The organism is Bradyrhizobium sp. USDA 10063, assembly GCF_054063735.1.
The window spans coordinates 3,292,345-3,311,984 of record NZ_JBSSGP010000002.1; the positions used below are offsets into that span (position 1 = coordinate 3,292,345).

14 protein-coding genes are annotated in these 19,640 nt (G+C 66.0%); 2 read left to right on the forward strand and 12 right to left on the reverse strand.

All coding sequences use genetic code 11. The annotated features are described in order from the left end of the window. Positions 1–168: 168 nt before the first annotated feature. The gene (locus tag ACVJGD_RS17970; RefSeq protein WP_456635596.1) at positions 169–348 is read right to left on the reverse strand and encodes a hypothetical protein; all 180 of its coding nucleotides are present in this window, start codon (positions 346–348) and stop codon (positions 169–171) included. Between the two features lie 192 nt (positions 349–540). Here ACVJGD_RS17970 and ACVJGD_RS17975 point away from each other — a divergent pair, with 192 nt between their 5' ends. Both ACVJGD_RS17975 and ACVJGD_RS17980 read left to right on the forward strand, forming a co-directional pair. Further along, on the forward strand, positions 541–2,370 hold the full coding sequence (locus tag ACVJGD_RS17975) for an aminopeptidase P family protein (RefSeq protein WP_456635597.1): 1,830 nt from the start codon (positions 541–543) through the stop codon (positions 2,368–2,370). Between the two features lie 243 nt (positions 2,371–2,613). Continuing rightward, positions 2,614–3,894 (forward strand): multidrug effflux MFS transporter, encoded by a 1,281-nt coding sequence (locus ACVJGD_RS17980; RefSeq protein ID WP_456635598.1) that lies wholly within the window; start codon positions 2,614–2,616, stop codon positions 3,892–3,894. 144 nt (positions 3,895–4,038) lie between these two features. Here ACVJGD_RS17980 and ligA read toward each other — a convergent pair whose 3' ends face one another. The 11 genes from ligA to murG form a co-directional block, all read right to left on the reverse strand. Next, positions 4,039–6,189: an NAD-dependent DNA ligase LigA gene (gene ligA, locus ACVJGD_RS17985; protein ID WP_456635599.1), complete on the reverse strand. Its 2,151-nt coding sequence runs from the start codon at positions 6,187–6,189 to the stop codon at positions 4,039–4,041. 9 nt (positions 6,190–6,198) lie between these two features. Then, positions 6,199–7,872, reverse strand: a complete 1,674-nt coding sequence (recN, locus tag ACVJGD_RS17990) for a DNA repair protein RecN (protein ID WP_456635600.1) — start codon at positions 7,870–7,872, stop codon at positions 6,199–6,201. Between the two features lie 13 nt (positions 7,873–7,885). Further along, entirely contained in the window at positions 7,886–8,788 is a 903-nt protein-coding gene (locus ACVJGD_RS17995) for an outer membrane protein assembly factor BamD (RefSeq protein WP_456635601.1), read from the reverse strand. 335 nt (positions 8,789–9,123) lie between these two features. Further along, entirely contained in the window at positions 9,124–10,083 is a 960-nt protein-coding gene (gene lpxC / locus ACVJGD_RS18000) for a UDP-3-O-acyl-N-acetylglucosamine deacetylase (protein ID WP_456635602.1), read from the reverse strand. A gap of 349 nt (positions 10,084–10,432) precedes the next feature. Beyond that, entirely contained in the window at positions 10,433–12,226 is a 1,794-nt protein-coding gene (gene ftsZ, locus ACVJGD_RS18005; RefSeq protein ID WP_456635603.1) for a cell division protein FtsZ, read from the reverse strand. 90 nt (positions 12,227–12,316) lie between these two features. Continuing rightward, positions 12,317–13,636, reverse strand: a complete 1,320-nt coding sequence (ftsA, locus tag ACVJGD_RS18010; protein ID WP_456635604.1) for a cell division protein FtsA — start codon at positions 13,634–13,636, stop codon at positions 12,317–12,319. Next, complete coding sequence (locus tag ACVJGD_RS18015; protein WP_456635605.1) at positions 13,633–14,634, reverse strand: cell division protein FtsQ/DivIB; 1,002 nt, start codon at positions 14,632–14,634, stop codon at positions 13,633–13,635. The genes ftsA and ACVJGD_RS18015 overlap by 4 nt, the downstream gene beginning before the upstream one ends. A 342-nt stretch (positions 14,635–14,976) precedes the next feature. Beyond that, positions 14,977–15,963 (reverse strand): D-alanine--D-alanine ligase family protein, encoded by a 987-nt coding sequence (locus ACVJGD_RS18020; protein WP_456635606.1) that lies wholly within the window; start codon positions 15,961–15,963, stop codon positions 14,977–14,979. Further along, entirely contained in the window at positions 15,963–16,889 is a 927-nt protein-coding gene (gene murB, locus ACVJGD_RS18025) for a UDP-N-acetylmuramate dehydrogenase (protein WP_456635607.1), read from the reverse strand. Before murB ends, ACVJGD_RS18020 begins: the two co-directional genes overlap by 1 nt. 1 nt (position 16,890) lies before the next feature. Continuing rightward, positions 16,891–18,294, reverse strand: a complete 1,404-nt coding sequence (murC, locus tag ACVJGD_RS18030; RefSeq protein ID WP_456635608.1) for a UDP-N-acetylmuramate--L-alanine ligase — start codon at positions 18,292–18,294, stop codon at positions 16,891–16,893. A gap of 151 nt (positions 18,295–18,445) precedes the next feature. Further along, entirely contained in the window at positions 18,446–19,546 is a 1,101-nt protein-coding gene (gene murG / locus ACVJGD_RS18035; RefSeq protein WP_456635609.1) for an undecaprenyldiphospho-muramoylpentapeptide beta-N-acetylglucosaminyltransferase, read from the reverse strand. Positions 19,547–19,640 lie beyond the last annotated feature (94 nt).

Consider the following 19,640-nt stretch of genomic DNA (forward strand, 5'->3'; position numbering starts at 1 on the left):
GGGGAGGGCTGGGGTGGGGCTATCGCCGCATTGGGACTCCCCGAGGGGAGAGAGCCCTCACCCGGCGCTACGCGCCGACCTCTCCCGCAAGCGGGAGAGGTGAGGTGAACTCGCTGCCGATTCAATCGAATCGCATCACGCCATAGACTGATCGAGAAGCTGATCGGGCTACTTTTCCTGCTCGCGCGGGGCGGCTTCGGCCTTCTCCGCCTTCAGCCGGCGCCTGACGCGCCGTTCGACAAAGCGATCCAGGATCTGGACGATGACACCGCGCTGCTTCTGTTCGATGGGAGCAATCGGGCCGCGGCGGATCGGCGGCGAAATCTTCTCAAAGCTGAAAGCAGGCATCGTGTATCCCCTCGCCGTTGAGTTGAAACACTCCTGGAAGCCTCCCCGGGCATCGTTATCGAACGGCTTGCCTTGAAAACCGTTCCGTCTTTTCTAAACCTGCATGACAGTGTTGAAGCATAACTTATGCCAAATTGTGGCGATATCCGCTTACATTGCGGACCCATCCACCCAATCATAAAGTGACCGGCGATGTTCGAGGCCCATTTCCAGACGTTCGAAGAGCCCGAAGGCGGCGTGGCGCTGACGGCGCGGCTGGCTGCCTTCCGCGAGGAATTGGCGCGGCGGAAGCTGACCGGCTTCGTCATCCCCCGCGCCGACCAACAGCAGAATGAATATGTCGCGCCGTCCGAGGAGCGGCTGGCCTGGCTGACCGGCTTTACCGGATCGGCGGGGCTGGCGATCGTGCTGATGCAGGAAGCCGCCCTGTTCGTGGATGGGCGCTACACGCTCCAGGCAGGCAAGCAGGTCGATCCGAAAGCCTGGCAAATCCAGCCGCTGGTCGATCCGCCGCCGGAACACTGGCTCACAAAACATCTCTCCGCCGGCGACCGCCTCGGATTTGACCCGTGGCTGCACACTTCCGCAGCAGCCGAGCGTCTCGCCGCGGCTTGCTCCAAGGCGGGCGCCGAGCTGGTCGCGGTCGACAGCAACCCTGTCGATGCGATCTGGATCGAACGCCCGCGCCCGCCGCTCGGGCCGGTCTCCATCCACGGCCTGCCATTTGCCGGCGAGGCCGAGGCTGCGAAGCTGGAGCGGATCAGGGATGAGATCGACAAGCTCGGCGTCGATGCGCTGGTGCTGTCGGACAGCCACGCGGTGGCCTGGACGTTCAATATCCGCGGCGCCGACGTCTCGCATACGCCGCTGCCGCTCTCCTACGCGCTGGTGCCGCGAGAGGGCCGGCCGACCGTGTTCATCGATCACCGGAAGCTTTCGAACCTCACGCGCGACCATCTCGAGCAATCCGCCGATGTCGAGGAGCCGGACCGGCTGACGTTGAAGCTGACCGAGCTCGCGCAGCGCGGCGCCGCGATCGCGCTCGACAATGCGACCGCCGCCGAGGCGCTGAACCGCCTGATCACCACCGCCGGCGGCAAGCCGGTGCGCGGCAACGATCCGGTGAGCCTGTTGAAAGCGGTGAAGAACGCCGCCGAGATCCAGGGGACACGAACTGCGCATCAGCGCGACGCGGTGGCGCTGGCGCGCTTCCTCGCCTGGATCGACCGCGAGGCGCCCTCTGGTGGGCTTACCGAGATCGATGCCGTCGAGGCGCTGGAGACCTTCCGCCGTGAGACCGGGGCGCTGAAGGATGTCTCATTCCCGACCATCGCCGGCACCGGGCCGAACGGCGCCATCGTGCACTACCGCGTCACCCGCAAGAGCAACCGCCGGATCGCATCAGGCGATCTGCTCTTGATCGATTCCGGCGCACAATATGAGGATGGCACCACGGATGTCACCCGCACCATTGCGATCGGCCAGCCGACGGCGGAGATGCGTGACCGCTTCACGCGGGTGCTGCGCGGCCATATCGCAATTGCGCGCGCCGTGTTCCCTGACGGCACCACCGGCGCGCAGCTCGACACGCTGGCGCGGCAATATCTGTGGCAGGCCGGCATCGATTTCGAGCACGGCACCGGCCATGGCGTCGGCAGCTATCTTTCCGTGCACGAGGGGCCGGCGCGAATCTCAAAGCTCGGCATCACGCCGCTGAAGCGCGGCATGATCCTCTCCAACGAGCCCGGCTACTACAAGACCGATGCCTACGGCATCCGGATCGAGAACCTCGAACTCGTGATCGGCATCGACATCGCTGGAGCCGAAAAGCCGATGAACGCATTCGAGACGCTGACGCTGGCGCCGATCGACCGCCGGCTGATCGATGCGAGGATGCTGAGCGAGGCCGAGCTGAAGTGGCTCAACGACTATCATGCGCGCGTCAAGGCCGAGGTACGCCCGCACCTTGGCGATGACGCCGCAAAGCTGTGGCTGGACGAGGCGACGGCGGCGTTGAAGTAGGCGAACACACTCCGCTGTCATTCCCCGCGAAGGCGGGGAATCCAGTACGCCGCGGCGTCGCCGTACATAACTCCGCCCTCTGGAATACTGGATCATCCGCCTTCGCGGATGATGACCGCGGAGAAGCTGGAAACGCCGCAAAAATCATCGCCTCCCGGAATCGGCATGGCCGCATGCCGAAACATCCGTATTCGCATCTGCGCATCACGCTACATTGCGCCTCTCGAAAGGATGCGAAGCTGAATGCATGGCGTGATGGGCAAGCCGCCCGGCGCGGCGACGGACAAGAGCATCGCGACGTCGAAGCTCATGCTGCTGTTGCTCGTCGCGATGACCGGCGTGGCGCCGATCTCGCTCTACATGCTGGTGCCGGCGCTGCCGGTGCTGGCCGCGACCTTCGACCGCGACATTTCGATCGCGCAGATGACGGTGTCGCTGTTCATGGTCGGCATCGCCTGCTCGCAGCTCATCATGGGCCCGCTGTCGGACAAGTTCGGGCGGCGGCCGGTGCTCTTGGCCGGGCTCGGCCTGATGGTCGCGGCGGGCGTCGGAAGCATTTTCGCGGAAACCCTGCCGCAACTGATCGCGACGCGCTTCTTCCAGGCGCTCGGCGGCGCCAGCGGCATGGTGGTGAGCCGCGCCATCATCCGCGATCTCTATAGCCGCGACCGTGTCGGCGCCATGATCAGCCTGGTGATCGCGGTGATGATGATCGCGCAGATGCTGAGCCCGTTGACCGGCGGCCTATTGGAGACCGCATTCGGCTGGCGCGCGATCTTCTACGCCATCACCGCGGGCTCGCTCACTGTGGCGGTCGGCATCGCGCTGGCGCTGCCGGAGACGCGCCGCGTCCGCAGCGAAGGCAGCAACTTCCGCCGCGATGTCGGCAGCCTGATCAAGAGCCGCGCCTTCATCGGCTATGTGCTGTGCCAGGTGCTGGCCTCGCAGATCATCTTCACCTTCGCCGGCGGCGGCCCCTACATCGTGGTGACCCAGATGGGTCGCACCAGCGCCGAATATGGCGCGTGGTTCGCGACGACGGGCTTTGCCTATCTGGTCGGCAATCTGCTCTGCGTGCGCTTCGCGCCGCGCCACTCGCTGGAACGACTGATCTGGTTCGGGCTCGCGCTGCAACTCGGCGGCAGCCTGTTGAACCTCATCTTTAGCTTCACGGGCCTCAACCAGGCCCCGCTCTGGCTGTTCGGCACCCAGATGATCGTGATGGCCGGCAACGCCTTCGTGATGGCGAACTCGGCGGCCGGCGCGATCAGCGTCCGGCCCGAAGCCGCCGGCACCGCCTCCGGCGCGATGGGATTCCTGCAGCAGGGCATCGGCTCGCTGGTCTCGCAGTTCGGCGCCTATCTCGGCGGCCATTCCACCACCACGCTGCCGCTGACGACGGCGATCCTCATAATCTCGATCGCCTGCGCCTCGAGTATGATCTTCCTGGTGCCGCGGCGGAACACGGTGGTGAGCGAGGAACTGATCGAGGAGGCGGAAGAGGACGAGGCGGGGGTGATGTGAGGCTCCGGCAGCGCCTACTCTCCGTCGTCATACCCCGCGCAGGCGGGGTATCCAGTACGCCGCGGCCTCTCCGTATAACACTGCCGTCTCTGGAATACTGGGTCGCCCGCCTTCGCGGGTGATGACAGCGGTGAGTGTGGCCGCTCACTCCCCGATCAGCTTCAGCCACTCGTCTTCGGTCAGCACCGCCACGCCGTGCTTCTTCGCTTCCGCCAGCTTCGATCCGGCGCCGGGGCCCGCGACCACGTAGTCCGTCTTCTTCGACACCGAGCTGGCCGCCTTCGCGCCCAATCGCTCGGCGGTGGCCTTGGCCTCGTCGCGTGTCATCTTCTCCAGCGAGCCGGTGAAGACGACGGTCTTGCCGGCGATCGCCGAACTGCTCTTCGGCTTTTCGGTGTCGACGATCTCGTCAAGCTCCTTGACCAGCCGCTCGACGATGCCGCGGTTGTGGCTCTCGCCGAAATAGGCGGCGACGCTCTTGATCACGGTGTCGCCGATCTGGTCGAGCGCATCCATCTCCGCGATCGCTTCCTCGTCACCCTTGGCGACGCGCAGGCAGGCATCGTGGAACGCCGCCCACGAGCCGTAGCCGCGCGCCAGCGCCAGCGCGGTGGTCTCGCCGACATGGCGCATGCCGAGCGCATAGATGAAACGCTCGAGCGCGATCCGGCGCCGGTTCTCGATCGCACCGAACAGGTTGCGCACCGAGGTCTCGCCGTAACCCTCGATCTGCTCGAGCTTGAGCGTGCGATTGCGCTTCGGCAGCGTGAAGATATCAGCGGGCTCCCGCACCCATTCCTTGTCGAAGAAAAATTCGAGCTGCTTCTCGCCGAGGCCATCGATATCGAAGGCGCGGCGCGAGACGAACAGCTTCAGGTGCTCGATCTTCTGGAACGGACAGGCGAACTCGCCGGTACAACGGGCGCGCGCGCCCTCCTCTCCTGTCGCGGTCTCCTCGCGCACCACGTCGGTATGCAGCGGGCACGGACACTTCTTCGGGAAATGAAACTCTTTCGCGTTCTTCGGCCGCTTGTCGATGACGACGTCGACCACTTGCGGAATCACGTCGCCGGCGCGCTGGATCACGACGGTATCGCCGATCCGGATATCGCGCCCCTCTCGCAACTGCTCGCCGTGACCGCCGATGCCCTTGATGTAGTCCTCGTTATGCAGCGTGACGTTCTGCACGATGACGCCGCCGACCCCGACCGGCTCGAGTTTGCCGACCGGCGTGAACGAGCCGGTGCGCCCGACCTGGATCTCGATATCGCGCAGCACGGTCATCGCCCGCTCGGCCGGAAACTTGTGCGCGATCGCCCAGCGCGGCGTGCGCGACACGAAGCCAAGCCGCTCCTGCCAGTCGATCCGGTCGACCTTGTAGACGACACCATCGATGTCGTAATCCAGCTCGGCGCGCTGTTCCTCGATCTTGCGATGGAACGCGAGCAGTTCGTCGACCGAGTGGCAGAGCTTGGTCAGCGGATTGGTCTTGAAACCGCAGCGCTCGAACCAGTGGATCATGCCGGTCTGCGTGTCCTCCGGCATCGCGCTCATCTGGCCCCAGGCATAGGCGAAGAAGCCGAGCGGCCGCGAAGCGGTGATGCCAGGATCCTTCTGGCGCAGCGAGCCCGCCGCCGAATTGCGCGGATTGGCGAAGATGGTGTCGCCGGCGGCCTTCTGGCGTTCGTTGAGCGCAAGGAAGGCCTTCTTGGTCATGTAGACCTCGCCGCGCACCTCGCAGATGTCGGGGACATTCCGACCCTTCAGCTTCTGCGGAACGTCCTCGAGCGTTCGTATGTTGGCGGTGACATCTTCGCCAACAGCGCCGTCGCCGCGGGTCGCTGCGGTGACGAGCTCGCCGCCCTCGTAGCGTAGCGACATCGAGAGGCCGTCGATCTTCGGCTCGGCGGAAAAATCGATCTTGTCATCAGGCAATTTCAGGAAGCGCGTGATACGGCCGACGAAGTCGAGCACATCCTGTTCGGCAAACGCATTGTCGAGCGACAGCATCGGCAGCGCGTGACGCACCTTCTTGAAGCGTCCCGACGGCGCGGCGCCGACCTTCTGCGACGGCGACTCGGCAGTGACGAATTCGGGAAAGCGCTTTTCGATAGCGTTGAAGCGCTGGCGCAGCGCGTCGTACTCGGCGTCGCTGACGGTGGGCGCATCTTCCTGATAATAGCGCTTGTCGTGCGCCTCCAGTTCAAGCGCGAGCCGCGTATGCTCCACCCTGGCCTGTGCCTTGGTGAGCTTGTCGACGTCGGGAAGCGCGCGAGTTTTTGCTGCCTTGGCCATGGCGCAAGATCAGGCGGTTGCGGCGCGCAACAGACGCTCCGCCGCCGCCCTTGCTTCGGCGGTGATCTCGGCGCCGGCGAGCATGCGGGCGATTTCCTCGCGGCGGTGGTCGGCGGCGAGCGCGTTGACGCGGGTGGCGACGCGCTTGCCCTTGTCGAGCGCGTCCTTGGAAATGAGCAAATGCTGGCTGGCGCGGGCGGCGACCTGCGGCGCGTGCGTCACCGCCATCACCTGCACCTTGTCGGCGAGGCGTGACAGCCGCGCGCCGATCGCGTCCGCCACCGCGCCGCCGACGCCGGTATCGATCTCGTCGAACACCAGCGTCGGCGCCGAGCCACGGTCGGACAGCACGACCTTCAGCGCCAGCAGGAAGCGCGACAGCTCGCCGCCGGAAGCGACCTTCATCAGTGGCCCTGGCTTGGTGCCCGGATTGGTCTGGACCCAGAACTCGACGCGGTCGATGCCTTCCGGCCCGGGCGAGGCCGCATCGCTCTCGACCTGCGTCATGAATTTCGCGCGCTCGAGCTTCAGCGGCGCCAGTTCGGCGTTGACAGCCTTGTTGAGCTTTTCGGCGGCTTTGGTCCGTGCCGCCGACAGTTTTGCTGCCGCCGCGCCGTAGCGCTTGTCCGCCTCCTCGGCTGCTGCTTCGAGCTTCTTCAGCTTATCGGCGCCGGCATCGATCAGCGCGACGTCGGCGGCGTATTTGCTGGCAAGTGCGGCCAGTCCATCGACCGGCGTCGCATATTTGCGCGAGGCCGCGCGCAGCGCGAACAGGCGCTCCTCGATGCGCTCCAGCTCGGCCGGATCGAAATCAGCCGCCGCAAGCGCGGCATTGAGGTGCTGGTCGGCCTCCTCCAGCGCGTTGATGGCGGCATCGATCGCCTTCACTGCCGGTTCCACCAGCGCCGGCGAACCGGCCGCGCGACGCTCCAATCGGCGCACGGCGGCCGACAGCGCGGCCACCGGTGAATGAGGGCCCGAGATCGCCTCCTGCGCCTCGCGCAGATCGGTGGCGATCTTCTCGCCCTGCATCATGGTGGTGCGGCGGCCGGCGAGCTCGGTCTCCTCGCCATCCTTCGGCGCCAGCGTCTTCAGTTCCTGCGACGCGTGGCGCAGATAGTCGGCCTCGCGCGCGGCACGCTCCATGCCGGCGCGATGAATCTCCAGCGCGGCGTTGGCGCTGCGCCGTGTCTCCCACAGCGATTCCAGTGCCGCCACGTCCTTCTCGAGCCCGGCAAAGGCGTCGAGCAGCCGCCGGTGGGTCGAGGCATCGACCAGCGCGCGCTCGTCATGCTGACCGTGGATCTCAACCAGCGCGGAGCCTACGGCCTTCAGGGTCTGGACGCTGATGGCCTGGTCGTTGATGAATGCGCGGGTGCGGCCGTCGGCGAGCTGCACGCGACGCAGGATCATCTCACCGGTGTCGTCGAGCCCGTTATCGGCCAGGAGCTTTGCGGCGGGATGGTTCTTCGGCACGTCGAAGGTGGCCGTCACCTGCCCCTGCTCGGCACCATGCCGCACCAAGCCGGCATCGCCGCGGCCGCCGAGGGCGAGCGCGAACGCATCGAGCAGGATCGATTTGCCCGCGCCGGTTTCGCCGGTCAGGACCGCAAGGCCACGGGAGAATTCGATATCGAGTCGTTCGATCAGGACGATGTCACGGATCGACAGACGCGCCAGCATGCGAGGACTATTCCTAGCCGAGACCCATTTTCTTGAAGGTCCTGCTGATCCAGGAACCCTGATTCTCGCTCGGCTCGAGACCGCCGGACTTTACTAAATTATAGGCGTCCTTGTACCAGCGGCTGTCAGGAAAATTATGCCCGAGCACGGCGGCGGCCGTCTGCGCCTCGCTCGGGATGCCGATCGCCATATAGGCCTCGGTGAGCCGCGCCAAGGCCTCCTCGACGTGGCGCGTGGTCTGATACTGCGTGACCACGGTCTTGAAGCGGTTGATCGCGGCGGTGAAGTCGCGTCGCTCCATGTAATAGCGCCCGACATTCATCTCGCGGCCGGCGAGCTGGTCGCGCGCGCCTTCGAGCTTGGCCTTGGCGGAGGTCGCATATTCCGAGGTCGGATATTTGCGGACGACCTCTTCCAGCGCCGCGATCGCCTTCTCGGTCCGGGTCTGGTCGCGAGTAACGTCCGGGATCTGGTCGTAATGCGAGGCCGCGATCAGGTATTGCGCGTAGGCAGCGTCCGGACTGCCGGGATGCAGGGTGACGTAACGTGTCGCCGACCCGATGCAGGTATCGTAGTCGCCCTGCTGGTAGGAGGCATAGGCCGACATCAGGAGCGACTTGCGCGCCCATTCCGAATAGGGATGCTGCCGGTCGACTTCCTCGAACTTCTTCGACGCCGCCCGCGAATCCTTGCGCTGGTTCATCAGGTACAAGCCCTCATTGTAGAGCTTGTCCGCGGGCTCCTCGACGAAGGTGTCGTCCTTGGCCAGAAACTTGTCCCACAGCGGACCGGTGCCGCAGCCGCCCAGCGGCAGCGCCAGCACGATCAGGCCCGCGGCCAGTCGCAACAACGACGCCCATCCGGCTCTGCCGGCCGATGGGGTGCATGATTCGTGCGTGCTACGCGGTACCGGCATGAATGTGAGAACCTGACGCCTTGAAAGCGATTGATGGCGATCTGTCCACGAACGAGGCCATGGACGGAAATTTTCCCCGTGCCTGTGCTGCCCCATGCAACCGCAGGCCTGTCTAGCCGAAAAACGACCCTCAACCAACCGAATACGGAGCCATTTCGCCCGGATTAAGGCGGCCCCGCACAACTCCGCCGTCATCGTCCGCGAAGGCGGACGATCCAGTATCCCGCAGCGTCTCGGTTAAACCATGAACTTCGGTGTTTACTGGATACCCCGCCTTCGCGGGGTATGACCGGAGAGAGAGCGCGGTGGCCCCTAACGCTAACGAAAAGCCGTTTTTAAGACACGTCCGGACCGTAGGCCGGGGCGATCAGGCCGCCGACCGTGGCACTTCCAACCTCGGCAACGGTACGGGAGCGCCGCGCGGTTTCCGATTCGACCACCCGCCAGGCGCTGCGATCGGACAGCAGCGCGGTCAGCGCCGCGTGGTTCAGCTTGTGGCCGCCGCGAATCGAGCGATAGGCACCCAGGATCGGCAGGCCGGCCAGCGCGAGATCGCCGACCACGTCCAGCACCTTGTGGCGGACGCATTCGTCACGGAACCGCAGGCCTTCGGCATTGAGCAGGCGGGTCTCGTCGAACACCACCGAGTTCTCGAAGGAGGCACCGAGCGCGAAACCGGCGCTCCACAGCCGCGCCACGTCGTTCATGCAGCCGAAAGTGCGGGCGCGGGAAATCTCCCGGCGGAAGCTTTCGGCGGAGAGATCGAAGCAGTAGCTCTGGCGGCCGATCAAGGGATTGGCGAAGTCGATCTCGACCTCGGCGCGGAAGCCGCCGGCAAAGGGCCGGAACTCGCCGACGCAGTCGCCGATCGCGACCTGCACCGGCTTCAGCACCTGGATGAAGCGGCGGGCGGCGGACTGGGTGACGATACCCGCCTGATCGACCGCAGCGACGAAGGCCACAGCGCTGCCGTCCATGATCGGCACTTCCGGACCGTCGATTTCGATGATGGCGTTGTCGACACCCATGCCGCGCAGCGCGGCGAGCACGTGCTCAGCGGTCGAGACCAGCGGCCCCTCGCGGTCGCCCAGGACGGTCGCGAACTCGGTCGCGATCACGGCGTCGGCCGTGGCGTGAACCTCGCGGTCGGCACCGTCGAGACCGGTGCGGATGAAGATGTAGCCTGCGTCAACAGGAGCAGGTCCAATGGTAAGGCTGACCGGTAAACCGGAGTGAACGCCGACGCCCGTCACGGTGGCCTGCGACCGAAGCGTTGTTTGACGGCTCAATTTCATCCGATATGCGCCCACTACCCGACGTAACCTAGGCGAGACGGCCTTGCTTCCCCAACCGACTCGCTTAGGCATCCCCAAAGTTGGACAGACCATAGTCACTGCCCCTGAGCGTACAACTCACGCTTCTTTACCGATTGTTACCCCATCTCCGCCGCAATCGCGCCAACGCTTAACCAAATTGCGGATCGGCCGGACACCCTTTCGGCACCATGACCAAACCACGGAATACCTGATTAATCATTTAATTTCAGTTACTTGCCTGCCGATCTGCGGCCGCCGGCGAGGTTAAATGAAAGAGCCCCGGCGGGTTCCGCCGGGGCTCTTTGCATGGTCAGGATTGTAACAAACCTCAGTTCGCCTGCCGGCGCAGGAAGGCCGGGATATCAAGATGATCGTCTCCCTGTGGCGCCGGCGCAACAGGTGCCGGGCGACCATGAGCATCCAGCCCCTGTGGTGCCGGTCGCTTCGCGTACTCTGATACCGGCTCGTGGGCTGCGATCTGCTGCGCCACGCTACGCTGCGGCTTGCGCTCAGGCAGCGGCGGCATGGCCGGACCGGAGGCGCGGGCCGCGACCGGCGGCTCGCTCTCCTCGTCGCGGCGGCCGAGGCCGACATTGGCGAGCCGCTGCAAGAGCGACAGCCGGGTCTTTTGCGGATGCTCCTCCTCGGCCTCGCCGCGGGCCTGGCGAATCTCGGCCTGGGCCGGCATCGGCAGGTCCTCGAACTTCGGCATCCGCGGCGTGCGCACCGGCGGCCGCTCGGCGGTCGGCGGGATGAAGGTGTCCGGCGTCGCCGGCTCGTGGGCCTCGACCCTGGCCGCTTCCGGGTCGGGGAACAGCGTCGGCTTCTGCGCGATCGGGCGGACGGTGACGTCGCCATAGGACGCCGGCTGCATCGGCGCGGCCTGCTGTTCCGGCGACACTGCGGCGGCGATGGCGGCAAGCGCGGCCCGCTCGACGCTGCCCGCCTGGCGCAGCGGTGGCGGCGCAGCAGGCGCCGGCGCCGCAGGCTGAGCCATCGGAGCGCCAGCGGCGGCTTCCAGCTTGTGGGCGCGCTCGGCCAGGCGCTGGTTGTCGGCGCGCAGCCGCGCGGTCAGATCGGCGAGCCGGCTCTCGGGCGAACCGTTGCCGGCCGGCGCAGCGGGAGCGGGGGCCGCGGCGGCGTTACGCGCGATCGCGGCCTGCTCGATGCCGGTCGCAACCACCGAGACGCGGATGATGCCATCGAGCGTCTCGTCGAAGGTGGCGCCGACGATGATGTTGGCGTCGGGGTCGACCTCCTCGCGGATGCGGGTGGCGGCCTCGTCGACTTCGAACAGCGTCAGGTCCTTGCCGCCGGTGATCGAGATCAGGAGGCCCCTGGCACCCTTCATCGAGGAGTCGTCGATCAGCGGATTGGCGATCGCGGCCTCGGCGGCGGTGAGCGCGCGCTTCTCACCGGTCGCCTCGCCCGTGCCCATCATCGCCTTGCCCATCTCGCGCATCACGGCGCGGACATCGGCGAAGTCGAGGTTGATCAGGCCTTCCTTGACCATCAGGTCGGTGATGCAGGCGACACCCGAATAGAGCACCTGGTCGGCCATCGCAAAAGCGTCGGCGAAGGTGGTCTTCTCGTTGGCGACCCGGAACAGGTTCTGGTTCGGGATGATCAAGAGCGTATCGACCACCTTGTGCAGCTCGGCGATGCCGTTCTCGGCGGTGCGCATGCGGCGCTGGCCTTCGAAGTGGAACGGCTTGGTCACCACACCGACCGTGAGGATGCCCATCTCGCGTGCGGTCTTGGCGATCACGGGAGCAGCGCCGGTGCCGGTGCCGCCGCCCATGCCGGCGGTGACGAACACCATGTTGGCGCCGGTGAGGTGATCGCGAAGCTCGTCGATGACCTCCTGCGCGGCGGCCGCACCGACATCCGGCTGCGAGCCGGCGCCGAGGCCCTGGGTCACCTGCGTGCCCATCTGGACGATGCGCTGCGCCTTCGACATGGTCAGCGCCTGCGCGTCCGTGTTGGCGACGACGAAATCGACGCCCTGCAGCCCGGCGGTGATCATGTTGTTGACGGCATTGCCGCCGGCGCCACCGACGCCGAAGACGGTGATCCGCGGTTTCAGCTCGCTGATGTCAGGAGGGGTCAGATTGAGTGTCATGGTTGCCTCTCGATTACGCGCGCGCGTAGGTTGGCCCCGGCCAGCGGCCGCGGGAGCTGGTGAAAATCCTGTGGGCCTTAAGAGTGGTCATCAGAAGCCCTCGCGAAGCCATCGTCCGACCTTTCCGAAATAACCGTCAGTCCCTGTCTTGAGCTGCCGCGTGTGCCGCGGTTCGACATGTTCGAGGTGAGCGTATTGCGGATAGACCAGAAGCCCGGTGGGCACCGCGAATGACGGGCCCTTGGCCTCGTTGGGCAGGCGGCCGAAGCCGAGCGGACGGCCGATCCGCACCGGCCGATTGAGAATGCGGGTGGCGAGTTCGATCATGCCGGTGAGCTGCGAAGCGCCGCCGCTCAGCACGACCCGCGCCCTTGGCTCTGCCGCAAAGGGGGAAGCCTTGAGCCGGTCGCGGACCATCTCAAAAATCTCCTCGGCGCGATGCCGGACGATATTCGCAATCGTGGCGCGGGAGACGATCTGCGGCGTATCCCGTTCGTCGCCGGCGGTCGGGACCGACATCAGCTCGCGCGCATCGGAGCCGCCGGTCAGCACGGTGCCGTATAAGGTCTTGATTCGCTCGGCATCCGCAATGCATGCGCCGATGCCGCGCGCAAGATCCATCGTGATGTGCTGCCCGCCGAGCGCAAATCCGGACGCATGCACGAAGCGTCCGCCCGAATAGGTCGCGATCGTGGTCGAGCCGGCGCCCATCTCGACCACGGCCGCGCCGAGATCGGCTTCGTCATCGGTGAGCACGGAGAGGCCGGCGACATAGGAGCTCGCCGCCATCGCCTCGACGTTGAGGTGGCAACGCTCGACGACAAGCATCAGGTTCTTGGCGACGGTGGCGTCCGCCGTGACGACGTTCATGTCGACGCCGAACTGGCGCGCGACCATGCCGCGCGGATCGCGGATGCCCTTGACGCCGTCGAGCGCGTAGCCGACCGGCAGCGCGTGCAGCACCGTCCGCCCGTGGGCGGTCGCATGGATCATGCCGGCCGTGGTGACGCGGCTGATATCGGCTTCCGTCACCGAGCCGCCGCGAATGTCGGCGGCCGCCTCGACCAGCGCGCCCGCGGGCCGGCCGCCGGCGACCGGCAGCAGCACGGATTCGACGCGGACCTTGGCCATGCGCTCGGCCAGCGCCACCGCATGGCGCACCGCCTTTTCGCATTCGGCGAGATCGACCACCGCGCCGGCCTTCACGCCGCGGGACTGGATCTGGCTGTAGCCGATCAATTCCACCGCGTGGGTGCGGCCGCGCAGGGCCTCGCTCGGCGGCGACGGCTTCAGCCGCGCGATCATGCAGGCGATCTTGCTGGTGCCGATATCGAGCGAAGCCACCAGCGCGGTGCGCTTGTGGGCCATCGGGCGCGTCTTCGGCGTCAGGTTGCGATCGAGGACGGTCATGCGTCGCCGCCCTTCTTCTTGGACTTCTTGTCCTTGAACAGCTCTTCGCGCGCCTTTGCCGCCTCCTCGGACAGTTGCACCGTCAACCTGTCAGGCAGGCGCATATCGACGGCGACGATGTCGCGCGAGAACAGCCGGTCTTCCTTGTCGAGCTTGGAGAGCGCGGCGAGCGCATTGCCGACGTCGTTCTCGGGCAGGCGGATGTCGAGCCCGTCCTTGAGCCGCAGATTCCAGCGCCGTTCGCCGACGAAGATCGCGGCCTTGGTCACCGAGCGCACCTGCGGATAGCGGTCGAGCAGCGCCAGGAAGTCCCTGGCTCTTGTCTCGGCACCCTTGCCAACCACGAACGGCAACGTGATGAAACGGCGCGACACGTAGGGCTCGAGGACTGCGCCATCATCCGCGATCACCGACAGGCGCCCATCCTGCTGCCACAGCGCGAAAGCCTTCCGCTCGACGATGTCGATCTGGAGCTGGCCCGGATAAAGCTTCAGGATCGTCGCGTCGGCGATCCAGGGATTTGCCTTCAGCCGATCGCGCACGGTCGCGGCATCCAGGAACAGCAGCGAGGAGCGGCCGTTGACGCCGCCGATCGCCAGCACCTCGTCCTGGCTCAACTGCTTGCGGCCGTTGATGACCACCGTGGTGATTCGGAAGCCCGCCGAGTTGGCGAGCGCATTGCGCGCATCCGACAGCCCCGTGATGAACTCATCGACATGGCCGCCCTTGACGATGCCAAGGCCGGCGCTGCCGAGCAGGATGAAGACGGTGGCGGCAAGACCGACACGGCGCGGCAGATAGCGCTCGAGCAGAAGGATGAAGCGGCTGGGCGGATCGCGGTCGATCACCACCGGCGGGGCGCGGCGGGCACGACGGCGCGCACGATGCTCGGCAAAATACTCGCGCAACAGCACCGCCGCTCCAATAGCGGCTGCCTTCAGGTCAGCTTCGGGCCTCAGCGATCGCAGTGATCGGGCGAGGCGGCCTGCACCATCCATTGCACGAGCTCGTCAAACCTTGTGCCCGCAATACATTTGCGGGTCCTGGCGCACACGACGTCTCGGTGATGCCGGCCTGGGTGTCGAAGCCAGTAAGAAAGGCCCCCTGTCCCTCGCTACGCGTGTCGAAGTGAAGTTCCCGCGACAGCTCACGCCCGGCAGCCAAGCGCCACATGCGCCGCCGGCGTTAACCTTCGGACTTCCTGGTAAACAAAAGGTAAAATTGGTTAACGAAGAACAGCTTTTGATGAGCAATCTGCGTAGTTTGCCATCCAATCCTTAGGATTTTAGCAATCCCGGGGGGTTTGGGTTTGGCATGGAACCCGCGCCTGCCCCCTGGAACTACTTGTGGGCGCGTCGCTTCGCCAATTCGATCTGGTCGTGCAGGAACTCGACAAATTCGATGCCCTGCGCCTTGAGCGCCTTCGGATAGAGCGAGGCCTTGGTCAGCCCCGGCAGCGTGTTGGTCTCCAGATAGATCGGCCCTTTGGCGGAGACGATGAAGTCGGTGCGGGAATAGCCGGTGCAGGACAACGCCCGGTGGGCGCGCAGCGCGAGGTCCATGATCGCGGCGCTGATTTCGGGCGAAAACCGTCCAGGGCAAATCTCCTGGGTGGACTTCAGCAAATATTTCGCCGTGTAGTCGAAGGCGCCCTCCCCCGGCACGATTTCGATCGGCGGCAATGAGAGGATCGAGCCGTCGGACCGCTCCAGCACGCCGCAGGTTGCTTCCACGCCCGAAATGAACGGCTCGATCAGATAGTCCTCGGTTTTGGCCGCGTTGCGGACCGCAATCAGATCCTGATTCGCATTGACGAAGATCAGTCCGTAGCTCGATCCGTCGCGCGCAGGCTTGGCGATCAGCTTGCCGTATTCGGCGAAGGCGGCGTCGATGTCGTCCAGCGCAATGCCGCCCGGCGCCGGCACGCCGGCAATCGCCGCGAATCGCTTCGCCGCGACCTTGTCGAAGGCGAGATGCGAGGAGGCTGAGCCAGAGCCGGTGAAGGGGATGCCGCGCATCTCGCACATCGCCTGCAATTCGCCGTTCTCCGCGCGCCCACCGTGCAGGCCAAGCACCAACACACGATTCTCGCGTGCGGCCTGATCGAGCGCCTGCGCGAGCGGGATGCCGCGCGTGCCGGGCCTGAACTCATCCTCAAAGGGCCTGGCATGTTCGAGGAGCTGCTCGGACTTCACGACGTGGACATTGTCGGCCACATCCCAGAACCAGAGATCGGCCTCCGGCAGTGCCTGATGCAGCGCCTGCGCGCTTGCCACCGACACGAGGCGCTCCTTGTTGCTGCCGCCGAAGAGAATCGTTGTCCGCATCAGCTTCGCTCGATCCCGATTCGCTTGATTTCCCAGTGTAACTCGATTCCCGAGGTCTCTTTCACCCGCTGCCGCACGGTTTCGCCGAGCGTCTCGATATCGTGCCCGGTGGCGCTGCCGGTGTTGATCAGGAAATTGCAGTGCATCTCCGAGACCTGGGCGCCGCCGACGCGGAGACCGCGGCAGCCGGCGGCATCGATCAATTTCCAGGCGCTGTTGCCAGGCGGGTTCTTGAACGTCGAGCCGCCGGTCTTCTCGCGAATCGGCTGCGCGGTTTCGCGGTGGCTTTGCACCTCGTTCATGCGCGCGCGGATCGCCTCGGGCACGGTGATGTTGCCGCGAAAGCGCGCGGCGGTGAAGATGATCGAGGGATCGACGCCGCTGCTCCGATAAACGAATTTCATGTCGGCATTTGTGAACACATGCCTGGTGCCGTCGCGGCCGATGCCGGTGGCATCCAGCAGCACATCCTTGGTCTCGCCGCCGTTGGCGCCTGCATTCATGCGCAGCGCACCGCCGATGCTGCCGGGGATGCCGAAGAAGAATTCCAGCCCGCCGATATTCGCAGCAGCCGCCGTCTCGGCCACGCGCTTGTCGAGCGCCGCCGCGCCGGCGCTGACGATGTCGCCTTCGGCCCTGGTCTCGCCGAATGCGCGCGGTGCGAGACGAACCACGACGCCCGGCATGCCGCCGTCGCGCACGATCAGGTTCGAGCCGACACCGACGACATAGACCGGCAACTCCTTCGGCAAGCGCGCCAGGAAATAAGCGAGGTCGTCTTCATCGGCCGGCGTGAACAGCACCTGCGCCGGTCCGCCGACGCGAAACCAGGTCAATTCCGCCAGCGACTGGTTCGCCAAGAGGCGCCCGCGCAATTCCGGCATCGCGGCCTTCAGCTCTAGCGTGACGTCGGGGAAATCACTCATGCTAGCCCAGCGCCTTCAATTCACCGGGCAGCGCGTACGCCCATTGCGTGATGTTGCCGGCGCCGAGGCACACAACCAGATCACCGGGCTTCGCGAGGCCGCGAACGATCTTCGCAAGCTCGCCGGCATTCGGCAGCGGGATCACCTCGCGATGGCCGTGCGCGCGCAGGCCGAGCACGAAATGATCGCGGTCGATGCCCGGGATCGGCGCCTCGCCCGCCGGATAGACCTCGGCGACGACGACCGCATCGGCATCGTTGAAGCAGGTGCAGAATTCCTCGAATAGCGACTGCAGGCGGGTGAAGCGATGCGGCTGCACCACGGCGATGATCCTGCCGCTGTAGGAATCGCGCGCCGCTCTCAGGACCGCGGCGATCTCGACGGGATGGTGGCCGTAATCGTCGATCACGGTGACGCCGTTCCACTCCCCGGTCCTGGTGAAGCGCCGCTTCACGCCGCCGAAGCCTGCGATGGCCTTGCGGATCGCTTCGTCGGAAATGCCGAGCTCATGCGCCACCGCGATTGCCGCTGTCGCGTTCGACGCGTTGTGGCGGCCCGGCATCGGCAGCACGATGTCCGCTATCTCGTGCGTCACGCCGCTCTTGCGGTTGCGGAAGGCGACCTTGAACTTGGAGCCGCCGGGAATCGGCTGCAGGTCAACCAGGCGCGCATCGGCCTGCGGGTTTTCGCCGTAGGTGATGATGCGGCGGTCCTCGATGCGGCCGACGATGGTCTGCACCACGGGATGGTCGACGCACATCACGGCAAAGCCATAGAACGGCACGTTCTCGACGAAGGCGCGGAACGCATCCTGCACCGCCTCGAAGGTCTTGAAGTGATCGAGATGCTCGGGGTCGACATTGGTGACGATGGCGACGTCAGTCGGCAGCTTCAGGAACGTGCCGTCGCTTTCGTCGGCCTCCACCACCATCCAGTCGCCGGCGCCCAGCCGCGCATTGGTGCCGTAGGCATTGATGATGCCGCCATTGATCACGGTCGGATCGATATCGCCGGCATCGAGCAGGGCTGCGACCATCGAGGTGGTCGTGGTCTTGCCATGGGTGCCGGCGATCGCGACGCAGCTCTTCAGCCGCATCAGTTCGGCGAGCATCTCGGCGCGGCGCACCACTGGAACGCGCTGCGCGCGTGCCGCCATCAGCTCCGGATTGTCGCGCTTGATCGCGGTCGAGACCACGACGACGTCGGCGCCGTTGATGTTCTCGGCCTTGTGGCCGACCGAAACCGTGATGCCCTTCTCCCGCAGCCGGGCGACATTGGCGCTCTCGGAAGCGTCAGACCCCTGCACGGTGTAGCCGAGATTGCAGAGCACCTCGGCAATGCCGCTCATGCCGATGCCGCCGATCCCGATGAAGTGGATAGGTCCGATCTCGCGCGGCAGTCTCATCGATTGTTCCTCGAGGTCATCGTCCGCGAAGGCGGACGATCCAGTATTCCGCGCAGCCTAAGAGATTCAAATCGGGCTCCGCGGGTTACTGGATGCCCCGCTTTCGCGGGGCATGACAAGGGCAATTTGTGTGGGAATTGTGTGGGATCGCCTAAATTCCAGCCACTTTCACCACCAGATCGGCCAGCCGTTCGGCGGCGTCGAGCCGGCCGACGCCGCGCGCGGCCGAGGCCATCGCGGTCAGTTTGACCGGTTCGGCCGCGAAAGCGGAGATTTCGGCCGCGAGCCGGCCTTGCGTGAATTCGGCTTGTGGGATCCGCAACGCGCCGCCGGCCTGCGACAGCACGCCGGCATTGGCGAATTGGTCCTGGTCGATGGCGCCGGGCAGCGGCACCAGGATCGAGGGCCGGCCGATCGCGGCGAGCTCGGCGACCGTGCCGGCACCGGAGCGCGAGATCACGAGATGGCTGGCGGCGAGTCTTGCCGGCAGGTCGGCGAAGAACGGCGCGAGCTCGACATTGATCTTGAGCCGGTCATAGACCGCGCGCACCCGCGCCATGTCCTCCTCCCGCACCTGCTGGGTGAGGATCAGGCGACTCCACAGCGCCGGCTCGAGCTTTTCGATCGCGCCGGGCACGATGTCGCTCATCACCCGCGCGCCCTGGCTGCCGCCGACCACGAGCAGGCGCAGCGGCCCGTTCGGTTCCAGCGCGGCGAACGGCACCGCGGCGGCTGCGAGGATCGCGGGCCGCATCGGCGTGCCGACCGTGGTGGTCTTGCCCGCCAGCGCCGGATCGCGATCGAGCACGCCGGGCAGCGAGGTCGCGATCGCATTGACGCGGGCAGAGAGGAAGCGATTGGCGCGGCCGAGCACCGCGTTGGCGTCATGGATGATGCCGGGCACGCCGAGCAGGCGCGCGGCCAAGAGCGGCGGCACCGTGGGATAGCCGCCGAAGCCGACCACCGCAGCCGGCTTCAGCCGGCGCACCAGATTGGCGGCAACCGCGAGACCGTAGCCGAGCATGATCGCGGTGCGGGCGAGCGCGATCGGGTTGCGGCCGCGCACCGTCTCGCTCGGCACCACGTCGATATTGTCCTTGGAGAACAGTCCGCTGTAGCGCAGCGCGCGGGCGTCGGTCGCGAGCCGCACACGCAGGCCGCGTTTGATCAGTTCCACGCCGAGCGCTTCAGCGGGGAACAGATGGCCGCCGGTGCCGCCGGCAGCAAGCAGAATGAGGGGCGCGTTGTCCATGGCCGACTTCTACAGGCATTAGGCCGTCATTGCGAGCGAAGCGAAGCAATCCATGCCTCCGCGAGTGGCGAGATGGATTGCTTCGCTTCGCTCG

Coding starts and splice junctions, on each gene's coding strand:
- ACVJGD_RS17970 (WP_456635596.1), bottom strand. CDS start 348: ATGCCTGCTTTCAGCTTTGAGAAGATTTCGCCGCCGATCCGCCGCGGC.
- ACVJGD_RS17975 (WP_456635597.1), top strand. CDS start 541: ATGTTCGAGGCCCATTTCCAGACGTTCGAAGAGCCCGAAGGCGGCGTG.
- ACVJGD_RS17980 (WP_456635598.1), top strand. CDS start 2,614: ATGCATGGCGTGATGGGCAAGCCGCCCGGCGCGGCGACGGACAAGAGC.
- ligA (WP_456635599.1), bottom strand. CDS start 6,189: ATGGCCAAGGCAGCAAAAACTCGCGCGCTTCCCGACGTCGACAAGCTC.
- recN (WP_456635600.1), bottom strand. CDS start 7,872: ATGCTGGCGCGTCTGTCGATCCGTGACATCGTCCTGATCGAACGACTC.
- ACVJGD_RS17995 (WP_456635601.1), bottom strand. CDS start 8,788: ATGCCGGTACCGCGTAGCACGCACGAATCATGCACCCCATCGGCCGGC.
- lpxC (WP_456635602.1), bottom strand. CDS start 10,083: ATGAAATTGAGCCGTCAAACAACGCTTCGGTCGCAGGCCACCGTGACG.
- ftsZ (WP_456635603.1), bottom strand. CDS start 12,226: ATGACACTCAATCTGACCCCTCCTGACATCAGCGAGCTGAAACCGCGG.
- ftsA (WP_456635604.1), bottom strand. CDS start 13,636: ATGACCGTCCTCGATCGCAACCTGACGCCGAAGACGCGCCCGATGGCC.
- ACVJGD_RS18015 (WP_456635605.1), bottom strand. CDS start 14,634: ATGGATGGTGCAGGCCGCCTCGCCCGATCACTGCGATCGCTGAGGCCC.
- ACVJGD_RS18020 (WP_456635606.1), bottom strand. CDS start 15,963: ATGCGGACAACGATTCTCTTCGGCGGCAGCAACAAGGAGCGCCTCGTG.
- murB (WP_456635607.1), bottom strand. CDS start 16,889: ATGAGTGATTTCCCCGACGTCACGCTAGAGCTGAAGGCCGCGATGCCG.
- murC (WP_456635608.1), bottom strand. CDS start 18,294: ATGAGACTGCCGCGCGAGATCGGACCTATCCACTTCATCGGGATCGGC.
- murG (WP_456635609.1), bottom strand. CDS start 19,546: ATGGACAACGCGCCCCTCATTCTGCTTGCTGCCGGCGGCACCGGCGGC.